The sequence below is a fragment of the Candidatus Dorea massiliensis AP6 genome (assembly GCF_964245105.1).
In the GTDB taxonomy this organism is placed as follows: Bacteria; Bacillota; Clostridia; order Lachnospirales; family Lachnospiraceae; genus Laedolimicola; species Laedolimicola intestinihominis.
Map to the genome: position 1 here is coordinate 22,437 of NZ_CAXTKW010000018.1, position 13,532 is coordinate 35,968.

At 51.1% G+C, this 13,532-nt stretch carries 11 protein-coding genes; 9 read left to right on the top strand and 2 right to left on the bottom strand.

Annotated features, from left to right (window positions below):
* The first annotated feature begins 46 nt into the window (after positions 1-46).
* Both ACESZP_RS15930 and ACESZP_RS15935 read left to right on the top strand, forming a co-directional pair.
* The gene (locus tag ACESZP_RS15930; RefSeq protein WP_499709686.1) at positions 47-1,519 is read left to right on the top strand and encodes a GDSL-type esterase/lipase family protein; all 1,473 of its coding nucleotides are present in this window, start codon (positions 47-49) and stop codon (positions 1,517-1,519) included.
* The gene (locus ACESZP_RS15935; protein ID WP_440321205.1) at positions 1,516-2,691 is read left to right on the top strand and encodes a substrate-binding domain-containing protein; all 1,176 of its coding nucleotides are present in this window, start codon (positions 1,516-1,518) and stop codon (positions 2,689-2,691) included. Before ACESZP_RS15930 ends, ACESZP_RS15935 begins: the two co-directional genes overlap by 4 nt.
* A gap of 16 nt (positions 2,692-2,707) precedes the next feature.
* Here ACESZP_RS15935 and ACESZP_RS15940 read toward each other — a convergent pair whose 3' ends face one another.
* On the bottom strand, positions 2,708-3,577 hold the full coding sequence (locus tag ACESZP_RS15940; RefSeq protein WP_178039020.1) for a helix-turn-helix domain-containing protein: 870 nt from the start codon (positions 3,575-3,577) through the stop codon (positions 2,708-2,710).
* Between the two features lie 212 nt (positions 3,578-3,789).
* On the opposite strand from ACESZP_RS15940, the gene ACESZP_RS15945 reads away from it, so the two are divergent.
* The 6 genes from ACESZP_RS15945 to ACESZP_RS15970 all read left to right on the top strand — a co-directional run bounded on the left by ACESZP_RS15945 (position 3,790) and on the right by ACESZP_RS15970 (position 11,014).
* Complete coding sequence (locus tag ACESZP_RS15945) at positions 3,790-5,148, top strand: sugar phosphate nucleotidyltransferase (protein ID WP_499709687.1); 1,359 nt, start codon at positions 3,790-3,792, stop codon at positions 5,146-5,148.
* 58 nt (positions 5,149-5,206) lie between these two features.
* A complete protein-coding gene (gmd, locus tag ACESZP_RS15950; RefSeq protein WP_499709688.1) occupies positions 5,207-6,274 on the top strand; it encodes a GDP-mannose 4,6-dehydratase in 1,068 nt (355 codons plus the stop codon).
* A gap of 181 nt (positions 6,275-6,455) precedes the next feature.
* On the top strand, positions 6,456-7,442 hold the full coding sequence (locus ACESZP_RS15955; RefSeq protein WP_499709690.1) for a GDP-L-fucose synthase family protein: 987 nt from the start codon (positions 6,456-6,458) through the stop codon (positions 7,440-7,442).
* Positions 7,443-7,498: 56 nt separating this feature from the next.
* Positions 7,499-8,329 (top strand): class I mannose-6-phosphate isomerase, encoded by an 831-nt coding sequence (locus tag ACESZP_RS15960; protein WP_499709691.1) that lies wholly within the window; start codon positions 7,499-7,501, stop codon positions 8,327-8,329.
* A gap of 9 nt (positions 8,330-8,338) precedes the next feature.
* The gene (locus ACESZP_RS15965; protein WP_499709693.1) at positions 8,339-9,829 is read left to right on the top strand and encodes a phospho-sugar mutase; all 1,491 of its coding nucleotides are present in this window, start codon (positions 8,339-8,341) and stop codon (positions 9,827-9,829) included.
* A gap of 312 nt (positions 9,830-10,141) precedes the next feature.
* Positions 10,142-11,014, top strand: coding sequence for an Rpn family recombination-promoting nuclease/putative transposase (locus ACESZP_RS15970; protein ID WP_499709694.1), 873 nt, complete (start codon positions 10,142-10,144; stop codon positions 11,012-11,014).
* Positions 11,015-11,061: 47 nt separating this feature from the next.
* Here the strand turns inward: ACESZP_RS15970 and ACESZP_RS15975 are convergent, their stop codons facing one another.
* The gene (locus ACESZP_RS15975; protein ID WP_499709696.1) at positions 11,062-12,084 is read right to left on the bottom strand and encodes a LacI family DNA-binding transcriptional regulator; all 1,023 of its coding nucleotides are present in this window, start codon (positions 12,082-12,084) and stop codon (positions 11,062-11,064) included.
* Positions 12,085-12,346: 262 nt separating this feature from the next.
* On the opposite strand from ACESZP_RS15975, the gene ACESZP_RS15980 reads away from it, so the two are divergent.
* Positions 12,347-13,471, top strand: coding sequence for an ABC transporter substrate-binding protein (locus tag ACESZP_RS15980; protein WP_158361507.1), 1,125 nt, complete (start codon positions 12,347-12,349; stop codon positions 13,469-13,471).
* Positions 13,472-13,532: the final 61 nt, after the last annotated feature.

Genomic DNA, 13,532 nt, shown 5'->3' on the forward strand with positions numbered 1-13,532 from the left:
TTTAAGTTATACTTTACTGCGTGTTATAAGAAGAAATGGGGACATTATGAAAAAATGGAAAAAATGTCTGTCCGCAATACTTTGCGCGGCCGTTCTGCTTCCGGGCAGCGAAGCGCTGGCTTCAGAAGGCGATCCGGAGCAGGAGAAAGAGCTGGCGCAGGTAATGCCGGAGAAAGATGAGTGTATGTTTGAAGATGGCGATGTAGTCGGCTTTATCGGCGACAGCATTACCCAGGTGGAATATACAGGCATCAGTTATCAGGAATTTATTTACAATTATTATATTACACGGCATCCGGATTGGAAGCTGGAATTCCGGAATCTGGGAACAGCTTCCTATATGGCGGCAGATGCGGTCCGTCTGTACAGTGACAGCGCGGTGGTGACAGATAAGGCCATTGACGGGATCAATAAGGCAGTCATTATGTTCGGTATGAACGAGGCCTTGCATAACTGGTCGGCCAAGCGGTATATTCAGAGTATTAACCAGCTGATTGAGCTGCTGAATGACCGGGGAATTACCAACGATCAGATTATTCTGGTGGCGCCTACGCCTTACGACCAGACCCGAAGCTCCAATTATGATGAAAATGGTAAGCAGAAGGATGACACCGATGATTTGCTGAGTGAATATACCGGAGAACTGAAGATTCTGGCGGACGAGCTGGGAACTCACTATATTGATTTGCATACGCCGATGCTCTGGGTGACGGAGATCGTGCAGGGGCGCATCCCGGATGACACGCTAACAGTCACGGACAATGTGCATCCCAATGCCATGGGAAATACGATCGCCGGCTTTTTCTTCCTGTACCAGCAGGGAGCGGATAAGGAGGTGGCGTCCGTGGAAGTGGGTGAGGATGAGACGGCAGTGACCCGCAATGCCACTGTGGCGAAGCTGAAGCGAAAGGGAGACCGCTATGTGTCCTTCCGCTATCAGCCACACAGTATTCCGATGGCAGTGACCTATGAATTTAACGAGGCGAGTCAGTATTTTGAGATTGTTGATGAGATAAGCTGGGAAAACCTTCAGGTAGCCGGTCTTCATCCGGATGTGACCTACCGGGTTTATATGAATCGGATTCTGGTGGGACAGTACAAAGGTTCCGAACTGGTGCAGGGCGTCAATCTGACGAACCTGGACTGGAATCCCGGCCAGGAAGCTGCCAAGCAGATGGAGACATTGAATCAGAGCTGGCACACCAATTCATCGGATTACCGGGCAGTGGTCAGACAGGCCATGAAGGGAAAGGCTACGCAGGCGGATGTGGATGCGGCTTACGGTACGTGGAGCGGAACCACAGCGGCACTGATCGGACAGATGTATGACATCGCCGGAAAAAGTGTGGAACACGCCAGAGTCGTGGAAATTGTAAGTGAAGATTATCATGTCTGGATGGGACAGGAAATCTGGCAGTGGATCGTGGCGGCAGTAGCAGTCATAGCGAGCATGGGGGGATTTATCCTATGGAGAAAGAGACGGAGACGTCTTCGGAAAGAACAGGAGAATGGAAAATGAAAAAGTTTGTAGCAATGTTGTGTGTGGCAGGGCTGCTGACCGGATGCGCGGTGAGTGGCGAGAAGAAAACAGATGAGGTAAAGCCGGAGGCTCCGGCGCAGACCGAGGAAACGAAAGAAGAGACAGCGAAGCCGGAGGAAAAGACGGAGACCGCTGCGGAGACAGAGAACGAAGGTGACGAGCAGGTTATGCCGGAAAACTTCCGGGAGCTGTTCGCGATCGAAGCGGAAGGCATTGATTATCTGTCGGTGGAAGGGATCGAGGTGCCGGAAGGCACTGCTATTTCTATGATTGGAAAGGATTCCGCAAGCGGCTTCTGGAAGCGTGTAAAAGCAGGCGCGGAGCAGGCGGTGACAGATATCAATGAAGCGCTGGGTTACACAGGAAACGCCAAAGTGAAGCTGACCTACGATGCTCCTTCCAAGGAGAATGTATCCGAGCAGATCGACATCATTGATCAGATGCTGGACAAAAACCCGGACGCCCTGATTGTGGGCTATGTTGACGTGAATTCCGGCAAAACCCAGCTGGAGCTGGCGGAGGCCAACGGCGTACCGGTGTTTGCGGTGGATTCCAGCATCCAGAATTCCCTGATTGAGACGGAAACCAAGACCGATAATTACAAGGCGGCTGCTGAAGCGGCAGACAGACTCTGTGAAGCTATCGGAGATTCCGGTGAGGTAGCGCTTCTGGTACACAGCTCCGAGACCGAGACCGGTATCGAGCGTGAGAAGGGCTTCCGGGAGGAAATCGAGCAGAATCACCCGGATGTACAGATTATAGATACGACTTATGTAAACGAGGATGAACGCAGCGCCGAGGAGATCGTGGCAGCTGTCATGGCAGAACACCCGGATCTGAAGGCATACTTTGGAACCAATGATAATGTGACCCGTGTGCTTGCCACCGTGGTATCTAAGTTTGCGCTGGAAGGACAGACCGTACTGGCCGCAGGCTTTGATACCTCTGCCAAGCTGGTGCAGGCTGTGAAGGACGGCACATTGACAGGCGTTATGGGTCAGGACGCCTTTGGCATGGGCTATGCCTGTGCCGTATCCGCGCTTCGCTCCATTGCGAGTCTGGACAATGCTTCCGTAATCGAGCCGGGTTACTACTGGATTAACGCGGAAAATGCGGATGACTCCGTAACCCAGATGCTGACTTATAAATAGAATCATACAGGAAATATTAATTTTTCCATTTTTTTCGAAACTCCGAGGCGGTAATTCCCTCGGAGTTTTTAAATTGGCGGTTCAGATAGCTTGCGTCATAGAAACCGCAGCTGCGGGCAATCTCATCCAGAGTCAGGACAGAGAAGCGTAGGAGTTTTTTTGCCCGGGTCAGCCGCCGGGAGATTACATACTGGTTCAGCGTGGTTCCATAGTACTGGTGAAATTCCCGGGACAGATGATATTTACTGATAAAGAACCGCTCCGAAAGCTCGTCCAGGGAGAACTTTTCCGTATAATGCTCATCCAGATATTTTTTTACCTCGGTCATCTTCAGGCGGCCCGGGTATTTTTCTTCCCTGGATTCTGTAATGTCCTGCAATAAAATGGACAGAATATCTACAATCAGACGGGCTGAATTGATCTCCGTCTGAAAATCGGAATTTTCATTCAACTCCAGAAGTCCACCCAGCTTCTGCCGCAGCGTGGGAAAATCAGCCGGCATGAAAGCCGGCGCGCTGTTGGCCGCGAAATACTGATAATATTCCCGGGAGGAGGAGCCGTTAAAATGCACCCAGATGAGCTCCCAGGGATCGGTCTCACTGCTCTGGTGATAATAGGGCACCATGCAGTCGATGAAAAAACAGGAGCCCTTATGCAGCTCATAAATCGTACCGTCATACATGAGCACGCCGCTGCCGGAGAGCACCAGTACCACCAGATAGGATTCCAGATTCTTACGGCTGGCCACGTGGCTTTCGCGAAGCTTCAGGTAACCGGTTTCCTGCACATAGAAAAAGGCCGAGCGGGCGAAGGCGCTGGGCGTCTGAATCCGTCGCCGGGAGCTTTCCAGGTAGGAATCCGGGAATTTATCAAAATAGTTTTTCATGGGAAATGACCTCCTGAACGGGGAACAGCAAACAGCAATAAAATACCTATTTATGGCAATATCCTCACTTGTTAAGTATAATATACAGGTATATACTAGCAAAAGCAAGAAAAAGATAAGAAGAGATGCAGACAAAATAATACATATTTAAATGCTTTCGAAGCAGGAATGCAAGAAGGCGTGAGAGTGTAATCTGGCAAAGGAGAAGCTGTATGTACTACGTATTACTGTCCGGAGGCTCCGGAAAACGGCTCTGGCCCCTGTCCAACGACGCGCGGCCCAAGCAGTACCTGAAGGTGGTCAATAAAGAGAATAATTCCATGGAACACTGCTCTATGCTCCAGAGAGTCTGGGAGCAGCTGGACGAAGCCGGAATCGCCGGACAAGCTGTCATCACGGCAGGCCGGGAGCAGGTGGAGCTGATCAAAAGTCAGGTGAAAGAGGCGCAGATCGCGGTGGAGCCGGGGCGCCGGGATACCTTTGCCGCTGTACTGCTCTCCTGCGCCTGGCTTCTGAAAAACGGAGCGACGCGGGAAGATTATGCGGCGATTATGCCGGTGGATCCCTACACCGAGGGCAGCTATTTTGAGACTGTGAAGAAGCTGGAAGCCGTTATGCGGGAATCCGGCGCGGAGGTGGGGCTGATGGGCGCGGCTCCCACCTACCCGGCCAGCAAATACGGCTATATCCTGCCGGGAGCGCGGAAGGACGGCTGGTTCGAAGTCCGGGGCTTTGCGGAGAAGCCGGACGAGGAAAAGGCTGAGGCCCTGCTGAAAGAGGGCGCATTGTGGAACTGTGGCGTATTCTGCGTGAAAATCGGGGATATCTTGAAGCGCACAGGGACTTACGGCGTACCGGAGGATTACGATGCCCTCTGCGCCGCCTATGAAAGCCTGCCGAAAATCAGCTTCGATTACGAGGTGCTGGAAAAAGCGGATCACCTGGCCGCTGTAGAATTCGACGGGTACTGGAAAGATCTGGGAACCTGGGACGCCCTGGCAGATCAGATGAGCACCGACACCATCGGAAATGTGGTGCTGGACGACACCTGTGAGAATACTCAGGTCATCAACGAACTGAAAATGCCTGTGGCGGTCATGGGAACCCGGGATCTGGTGGTGGTGGCCGCCCAGGACGGCATTCTGGTGGCAGACAAGAGCCAGACCGCCAATGTGAAAGCCATTGCGTCAGCCTTTGATGCCCGGCCCATGTTCGAGGAGCGCCGCTGGGGCACTCTGGAGACTCTGGACGACACTGAGAGCCAGGGGCAGACGACCCTGACCCGGAAAATCTGCATTTACGATGGCATGACCTCCAGTTATCACTATCATGAGCACCGGGATGAGATCTGGACTGTCCTTCGGGGCACCGGCGAGCTGATTCTGGAGGGCACGAAGATTCCCTTAAGCCAGGGAAAAGCCGTCTGCATCCGCAAAAATCAGCGGCACGCGGTCAAGGCCTTCCACGATTTCGAGTACATCGAAATTCACGTGGGAACCAGCAGCGGAAATGAGGATATCAATCGAATCACATTCCATTGGGATGAGATAGAACTGAGCCATATTTTGTAACGATCAGTACAGCCGGAGGCTTTGCAGCGGAAGGCGCAGAAAAATGAGGAGAACGAAAATGAAAAAGACAGCGTTAATCACAGGAATTACAGGACAGGACGGCTCCTATCTGGCGGAGCTTCTGCTGGAAAAGGGCTATGAGGTATACGGCTTATTCCGTCGTGGCTCCACCAACACAGCCGAGCGCATCGAGCATCTGTTAAAGGAGCGGGAGGAAAAGGGTGACGGCCTGCATCTGGTGTATGGTGACATGACAGACTCCATGAATCTGGTGCGCCTGATGCTGGAAATCAAGCCGGACGAAATCTATAACCTGGCGGCCCAGTCCCATGTGGCAGTTTCTTTCGAGGAGCCGGAATACACAGCCAACGCGGACGGCATCGGTGTGCTGCGGGTGCTGGAGGCAGTTCGCATCGCGGGTCTTGCGAAGACCACCCGCATTTACCAGGCGTCTACTTCCGAGCTGTTCGGCAAGGTGGAGGAGATTCCCCAGAAAGAGACCACCCCGTTCCACCCCCGTTCCCCTTACGCGGTGGCAAAGATGTATGGCTACTGGATCACGAAGCATTACCGGGAGGCCTACGGCATGTTCGCGGTAAATGGCATTCTCTTCAACCATGAATCCGAGCGTCGGGGAGAAACCTTTGTAACCAGAAAGATTACCCTGGCCGTGGCCAACATTCTGGCGGGTCGTCAGGAGAAGCTGTACCTGGGCAATCTGAACGCCAAGCGTGACTGGGGCTATGCAAAGGATTATGTGGAGTGCATGTGGATGATTCTGCAGCACGATACGCCGGAGGACTTCGTCATTGCCACCGGAGAGACACGTACCGTTCGTGAGTTCACGGAGGCGGCCTTTGCCCATGCGGGCGTACAGCTTCGTTGGGAAGGCGAGGGCGTGGACGAGAAGGGCATCGACGTGGCTACAGGCCGGGTGCTGGTGGAGGTATCTCCCGAGTTCTTCCGTCCGGCGGAGGTAGATCTGCTGCTGGGCGACCCGACTAAGGCCAGAGAGACCCTGGGCTGGAATCCGCGGAAGACTTCCTTTGACGAGCTGGTGAAGATCATGACTGAGCATGATATGGAGCTGGTGAAGAGGTCGGCGACGGCGGGCGTGTTGAAATAGAAGGAAAAGCAACTGTCAGAAAGCGGCCCATATCAGGAATGTAAAATAAACAGAAAAGATAAAGACAGGAACAGTAAAAGATAATTTGAATGACAGTAATTGTATGATGATAAAACAGATAAGTACAAAGAAATATATTTTCTAAGATTCGTAAAAGTGTAAGAAGAAAGCAGGGAATATCATGACAGAAATAAAAGAAACTCAGGCAGTCGAACCCCTCGACCGCAACAAAAAAATCTATGTGGCAGGCCACTGCGGCCTGGTGGGCAGCGGTTTGGTTCGCTGCCTGGAAAAGGCTGGATTTAAAAATATTGTAACGAGAACCCACGCCGAGCTGGACCTGACCCGTCAGGCCGATGTGGAGGCCTTCTTCGCTGAGGAAAAGCCGGACTACGTGATTCTGGCCGCAGCCAAAGTGGGAGGCATCCACGCCAACGATACCTACCCGGCAGATTTCATCATGAAAAATCTGCAGATCGAAACCAACGTCATCGACGCGGCTTACAAAAATCAGGTGCAGAAGCTGCTGTTCCTGGGAAGCTCCTGCATCTACCCCAGAGATTGCCCGCAGCCGATTAAGGAGGAATACCTGTTAAGCGGCTATCTGGAGAAGACCAACGAAGCCTATGCCCTGGCGAAAATCGCGGGCCTGAAAATGTGCGCCTTCTACAACCGCCAGTACGGCACCCACTACATCAGCGTCATGCCCTGCAACCTCTACGGCATCAACGACAACTTCGCCCTGGAGAATTCCCATGTACTTCCGGCCCTGATCCGCAAGTTCCATGAGGCGAAAATCAACCATGCGCCCACTGTCACGGTCTGGGGTAGCGGCAAGCCCTTACGGGAGTTCCTGAACGTGGACGACCTGGCAGACGCCTGCCTGTATCTGATGGATCACTACGATGGCGATGACTTCTTCAACGTGGGCTACGGTCAGGAAGTGACCATCCGCGAGCTGGCCGAGCTGGTGAAGAAGGTGACCGGATATGAGGGCGAGATTGTCCTGGATCCGACGAAGCCCGACGGAACGCCCAGAAAGCTCACCGATATCAGCCGCATCAAAGCCACCGGCTGGGAGCCGAAGATCGATCTGGAGACAGGACTGCGCCAGACTTACGAGTGGTTTTGCGGGCATTATGCGACAGGCGATTTCGCGCAGCGATAAAAGAAAATGTAAAAAACTGGAACCAAAAGCACAACGCAGAAAGGGGGACGCCACGCATGCAGCCCGCACAGCCGCAGAAATTAACGCCTATCCGAAAAACCTACATCTGGGGTACCGAAGACTGGATGCTTTCCTGGTTCAATGAGGGCCTGGAGGACGTCCCCCTGCTCATCAAAATCATCAAAGCCCGGGAGGCCCTGTCCGTACAGGTACACCCGGGCAACGCATTTGCGGAGGAAAAGGAGCATAAAAGCGGCAAGACAGAGATGTGGTATGTGCTGGACTGCGAGCCCGGCGCATATCTATATTATGGTCTGAAGCATAAGATTTCCGAAGATGAATTCCGCAAGCGTATCCAGAACCAGACCATTCTCGAGGTCTGCCGGAAGATGCCCGTGAAAAAGGGCGACGTTTTCTACATCCCGGCGGGGCTTCTCCACGCCATCGGCGCCGGTATCACCGTGGCGGAGATTCAGCAGAGCTCCGATGTAACCTACCGGGTCTACGACTACAACCGGGAAAATGCCAACCATGAAAAGCGCCCCCTCCACATTGAGAAAGCCGCCCTGGTGGCAGGCTTCATGCCGCCCCTGGCCGGACACCGTCCCATGGGTCCTCATATCCGGAAAAATGGATATTCCAGAACTTTATTAGTGCAATGTCCGTATTTTGTGGTACAATTATATGAGATAAGCGAAAGTGTGACCGACGATACCGCCGGAGGCTTTCAATCGCTTCTGATTCTGGGGGGCGAGGGCGTCCTGAAGACCCGCTTCGGGGAAATGTCCCTGAAGGCTGGAGACAGCATTTACCTTCCCAAGGAGACAGGAGACTATCAAATCATCGGAACATTACAGCTTCTCCGCTCAACCGCGGAGCGAAAGTGAGGTAAGAATATGAATCTGAAATTTGGAACAGGCGGATTGCGCGCCACCATGGGACCGGGACCGGACCATATGAATCTGGAGACCATTCAGGAAGCGACCCTGGGCGTGGCAGCTTATGCGAAGGAGCAGAGCGACAACCCAAGCGCAGCGCTGGCCTACGACAGCCGGAACCATTCGGAGGAATTCGCCCGCGAGGCGGCCCGGGTACTGGCCATGCAGGGCTGCAAGGCATACATTTACCCGAAGCTGATGCCGACCCCGACCCTTTCCTTCGCAGTGCGTCATCTGAAGACTACAGTGGGAATCGTAGTGACCGCCAGCCATAACCCCCGGGAATACAACGGCTACAAGGTATATGGTTCCGACGGCTGCCAGGTGACCAACGAGGCGGCGGATCGGATTCAGCAGCATATCTGGGCAGCAGATAAGAGCCAGGCCCGGGGCGGCAAGACCTTCGAAGAGTACGTGGAGGACGGACAGATCGTCCTGATTGACGAGAAGACCCTGAAAGCGTTCCTGGCGGCTATCATCCGTAAGCGGACCAGGAAAGAGCTGACCTCCGGCCTGAAGGTTGTTTACACGCCGCTGTATGGCGCAGGCCTGATTCCGGTGACCAGCATCCTGAAATACATCGGTGTAAAGGATTTGCAGATTGTGGCCGAGCAGGCGAAGCCAAACGGCGACTTCCCCACCTGCCCCTACCCGAACCCGGAGTCTCCGGACGCCCTGAAGATTGGCCTGGAGTGGTGTGAGAAGACCGGCGCGGATCTGCTGATTGCTACGGATCCGGACAGCGACCGTCTGGGCGTGGTGGCGAAGAAGGGCGATAAATATGAGCGCCTGAACGGAAATGAAGTGGGCATTCTTTTGCTGGAGTACATCCTGCGCTGCAGAAAGGCAGCAGGAACCCTGCCGGAGCATCCGGTGACTGTCCGCACCATCGTAAGTACCTCCATGGTCGACCGTATCGCGGAAGCCTACGGTGTGGAAGTCATCCAGACCCTGACCGGCTTCAAATGGATTGGCGAGCAGATCGGCAAGCTGGAACAGGCAGGAGAGGAAGACCGCTACGTCTTCGGCTTCGAGGAGAGCTGCGGCTACCTCATCGGCAGCTATGTACGCGATAAAGACGCCGTAGGCGCAGCCATGATGTTCTGTGAGATGGCCGATACCTACAAGGCCGAGGGCAAGACGGTCTGGGATGCACTGGATGACCTGTACGCCAAGTACGGACACTATGAGACAACTCTCAAGACCTATGAATTCAACGGCGCCGAAGCCGACAAGCGCATGGCCCAGATCCGCGAGGGCCTGAACAGCCCGGAGGGCATGAAGTTTGGGGGCTCCAAAGTAGTGCGCTATAAAGATTATAAAGACGGCGTCGACGGCCTCCCGGCCTCCAACGTCCTCCAGATGTGGATGGAAGACGGCAGCGAAGCAGTAATCCGCCCGTCGGGCACGGAGCCGAAGATTAAGGTGTATACAGAGAAGCTGGTATAAAAGCTGAGAGATAAAGAAAGGACACTTCCCATCTAGGAGGTGTCCTTTTTCATGAAGCAACCATAAGAAATTACAGCTGGTAAATTCCTACGGATAGAAAAGAGTAAAAAATCTTATAAATAAGGAGGATTTTGTAGAAAAACAGAGAAAGTAAAAAATTGACAATCTTAACACCGGGTTTATACTTAAAGTAGTGAAAAAGTCAAGAATTAACTCAGAAATTCAGTAGTCAAATTCCAGGCATATCGCCGCTATTTTCACAGAAATAAAAAAACGGTATGTATTTAACTACCGTTAGAAAGAGAGGTAGAGATGGAAAAGATCCAAAGAGAGAAAAGAAGTTTAGAGGACTTGAATGTGATAGACGATTTTCTCATGAATGCAGCAGCATCAGACAGAGAAGGTGGCGAGGAATTTTGTCGTTTGATACTGTCTACGCTTTTGGAGCGAGAGGTAGGCAAGATTCATATAAATACTCAGAAGGTAATTTCGGCCGGAGCACCTAATCTCCGAGGAATACGTATGGATGTAGAAATTATCGAAAGTGCGGGGGAACTTATAAACGTATATGATATCGAACCGTGTCGCTATCATAAGAGAGGGTTGGAGAAATCAAATCGTTTTTATCAGGCAAAGATTGATAGTCGATATATGAAGAGCGGGGAACGTGATTTTACAAAATTACCCAATCTGTATATTATTACAATTTTACCGTATGATCCATTCGGAGAGAATTACATGATGTACCAGATTATAAATCAATGTCTGGAGGTACCGGGGCTTGAATATAAAGACGGATTGCGGTATATTTATTTTAATACAACAGGAAAAAAGGGCGGAAGTCCTGCAATTCGAGAATTGCTTCAATATTTTCAGAACAGTACAGAGACCAACGCTAGAAGTGAAAGATTACAGAGGATACACGAACACGTCAAAAAGGTAAAGGTATTGCCGGAGGTGAGAGAAGAATTTATGAGGTTGGATGATATTATTTACTATGAGCGGGAAGAAGCAGATCAGAATCGCGCAGTTCAGGATATCCTAGAACTGTTGGAAGACTGCGGTGAAGTATCAGAAGAACTCAAAAACAAAATCAAAGTGCAGACCGATAAAGAAACTTTGAGAAGATGGCATAAGCTTGCAGCGCGGGCAGAGAGTCTGGAGGAGTTTGAAACGAAAATGTAAAATAAGAAAGGACACTTCCTATCCCGGAGGTGTCCTTTCTTACAAGACTATTTCCTGGGTGCCGCACAGCTCTCCCGTACCGCCAGATAGAATGGAAGGGAAATCTTCATGGGCAGATGATGTCCGCCCTGAATACGGTCAATTAAAATCTTGGCGGCAGTCTGTCCCATTTCATCCAATGGCACATGAATCGTAGTAAGCATTGGTGAGAGATACTGCGCGGTATCAATATCGTCAATACTAATTACAGATACATCCGCAGGAATTTTGAATCCGGACTCCTGTAAAGCTCGCATGGCTCCGATGGCAGTCAGATCATTGGGGCAGAAGATGGCAGTCATGTCCTGCGTGCGGCTAAGCAGCGTCTTGGTGCCATTGTAGCCGCCCTCGGAAGAAAGCATCACATGGGAAATAAATTCATTGCGGATCGGAATATTGTGCTTGCGCAGAGTGGCCAGGTATCCGGTATAACGTTCTTCATTCTTCGTTTCGCCCACATAAGCGATCCGGGTATGCCCCAGTCCAATCAGGTATTCCAGAGCTGCCTCCGTGGCCTGAAGGCTTTCGCAAAGCACCTGATCATATTTTGCATTTAAACTATTCAATCCGGCATAAATTACATAATTAAAATATTTCTTCAGGAAACTCAGCATAGGCTTATCACACCGTCCGAGAACCGCCACGCCGTCTACCTGATTGTTTGTGATCAGATGAAATGTAGTCGGATCCTGAATATCAATAGAAGTAAAAGAATACTTCAAAATATAATTCTGCTTGAAAGCCTCTTTCTCGATACTATGGGCCAGATGGGAAAAAAATGGATCCGTAATGGCATCTGGAGTTCTGGCAAAAAGACAGGCAATGGAACGGGAAGGTTCTGTCATAACAGAGGTCATGCCGTTTTTCAGATTTCTTGCGTTGGAATTGGGAATATAACCAGTGCGCCGTACAATTTCCCAGATACGATTCTGTACTTCTTTGCTTGCAACATTGGAATTCCCCTGATTGATAACGCGGGAGACGGTTGAGATAGAGACACCGGCTTCCTGAGCAATTTCTTTTAATGTCATAAAAATCTCCTCTTCTGTAATGTCTGCGATTGCTTAATAAAACTCAAACTTCCCCCGGTAATATAAGGCGCGTCCAAGTTGAAAAAGAGAAGTGTTAGAACCATAATATACAAAATAAATGAGAAAGTCAATAAATAGAAGTCAAGATCTGACATATTACACAAACGTTTGCGTAAAACTATGTTGATTATGAGGTGAAAATAAACTAAAATGAAGGAACAGAGAGGTGTAAAAACTATAAAATGTACAAGGAGGACAAGAAATGAAAAGGTTAGTTGCACTGTTACTTACAGCGACCATGATTGCCAGCCTGGCAGCGTGTGGAGGAGCGAAAGAATCGGAGACCACAGACACAGCGACAGCTACCACAGAGCAGGGGGAAAGCTCTGAAGCAGCAGAAGATGTGGATGATACAGTCTATGATATCAAGGTGAGCGGACATCCATATATTCACGCATTGCCGAGCGTATATGCGATCGAGCAGGGATACTTTAAATGCGAGGATCCGACTGTGGACATGTATTCTGGCGGCCCGGTTCAGAACGAGGCTATCGCTTCCGGTGCATGGGATGTGGGAACCACAGGTACCGGCGGTATCGTACTGGGAGCTGTTGGCTATAACCTGAAAGCAATTGGGTTTACGGCACCGGATGAAAACACCGTAGACCTTTGGGTACGTCCGGACAGCCCGCTTGCAAAATGTACGCCGGACGAGATGGGTGTATACGGAACAGCGGACGACTGGAAGGGTCTGACCGTTCTTTGCGCGACAGGTACATCCTGTCACATGATGCTGATTGGACTTCTGGAGCATCTGGGCCTGACAGAAGACGATATCAATCTGATTGATACCTCTGTTGCAGATTCCTATGCGGCGTTCAAAGCAGGAACCGGTGATGTGGTTGCGCTGTGGTCTCCGTTTGGTTTCCAGGCAGAGGAAGATACCGATTGGGTAAAGGTAGCCAACGCAGTAGGACTTGGAATTACCCAGCCGTGTGTTATCGTAGCTACAGAGGACGCTATCCAGAATGACTGGGACGGCGTATATGCATATCTGAAGGCTTATTTAAAGGCAGCGACCGAGCTGAACGCAGATCCGGAAGGAACCGCACAGATGCTGTATGACTTTGAAGAGGAGCAGGGCATCAGCTTAAGCGAGACAGCAGCTGTGAAGGAAGTAGAGAACAGACCGTTCGCGTCCATCGAGAGAAATGAAGAGCTCTTTACCGTAAGAGATGACGGTGGATGCGAGGCAAATGATATCCTGCTGGTATTCGCAGAGTTCTTCGAGGGCCAGGGCAAGATTTCCCAGGATGACCTGAACAAGCTTCGCGAAAATGGCATGGTAGACACCAGCTTCATGGAAGCATATATGAGCGGAAAATAGAATAAGAGCTTGCAGAATGTAACATGACATAAGTAGAGAAGGGTAGTATAGATGGCAGTTT

Excerpts from the sequence above, each read along its gene's own strand:
- ACESZP_RS15935 (WP_440321205.1), top strand. The coding sequence starts at position 1,516 with ATGAAAAAGTTTGTAGCAATGTTGTGTGTGGCAGGGCTGCTGACCGGA.
- ACESZP_RS15980 (WP_158361507.1), top strand. The coding sequence starts at position 12,347 with ATGAAAAGGTTAGTTGCACTGTTACTTACAGCGACCATGATTGCCAGC.
- ACESZP_RS15955 (WP_499709690.1), top strand. The coding sequence starts at position 6,456 with ATGACAGAAATAAAAGAAACTCAGGCAGTCGAACCCCTCGACCGCAAC.
- ACESZP_RS15960 (WP_499709691.1), top strand. The coding sequence starts at position 7,499 with ATGCAGCCCGCACAGCCGCAGAAATTAACGCCTATCCGAAAAACCTAC.
- ACESZP_RS15965 (WP_499709693.1), top strand. The coding sequence starts at position 8,339 with ATGAATCTGAAATTTGGAACAGGCGGATTGCGCGCCACCATGGGACCG.
- gmd (WP_499709688.1), top strand. The coding sequence starts at position 5,207 with ATGAAAAAGACAGCGTTAATCACAGGAATTACAGGACAGGACGGCTCC.
- ACESZP_RS15975 (WP_499709696.1), bottom strand. The coding sequence starts at position 12,084 with ATGACATTAAAAGAAATTGCTCAGGAAGCCGGTGTCTCTATCTCAACC.
- ACESZP_RS15970 (WP_499709694.1), top strand. The coding sequence starts at position 10,142 with ATGGAAAAGATCCAAAGAGAGAAAAGAAGTTTAGAGGACTTGAATGTG.
- ACESZP_RS15945 (WP_499709687.1), top strand. The coding sequence starts at position 3,790 with ATGTACTACGTATTACTGTCCGGAGGCTCCGGAAAACGGCTCTGGCCC.
- ACESZP_RS15940 (WP_178039020.1), bottom strand. The coding sequence starts at position 3,577 with ATGAAAAACTATTTTGATAAATTCCCGGATTCCTACCTGGAAAGCTCC.
- ACESZP_RS15930 (WP_499709686.1), top strand. The coding sequence starts at position 47 with ATGAAAAAATGGAAAAAATGTCTGTCCGCAATACTTTGCGCGGCCGTT.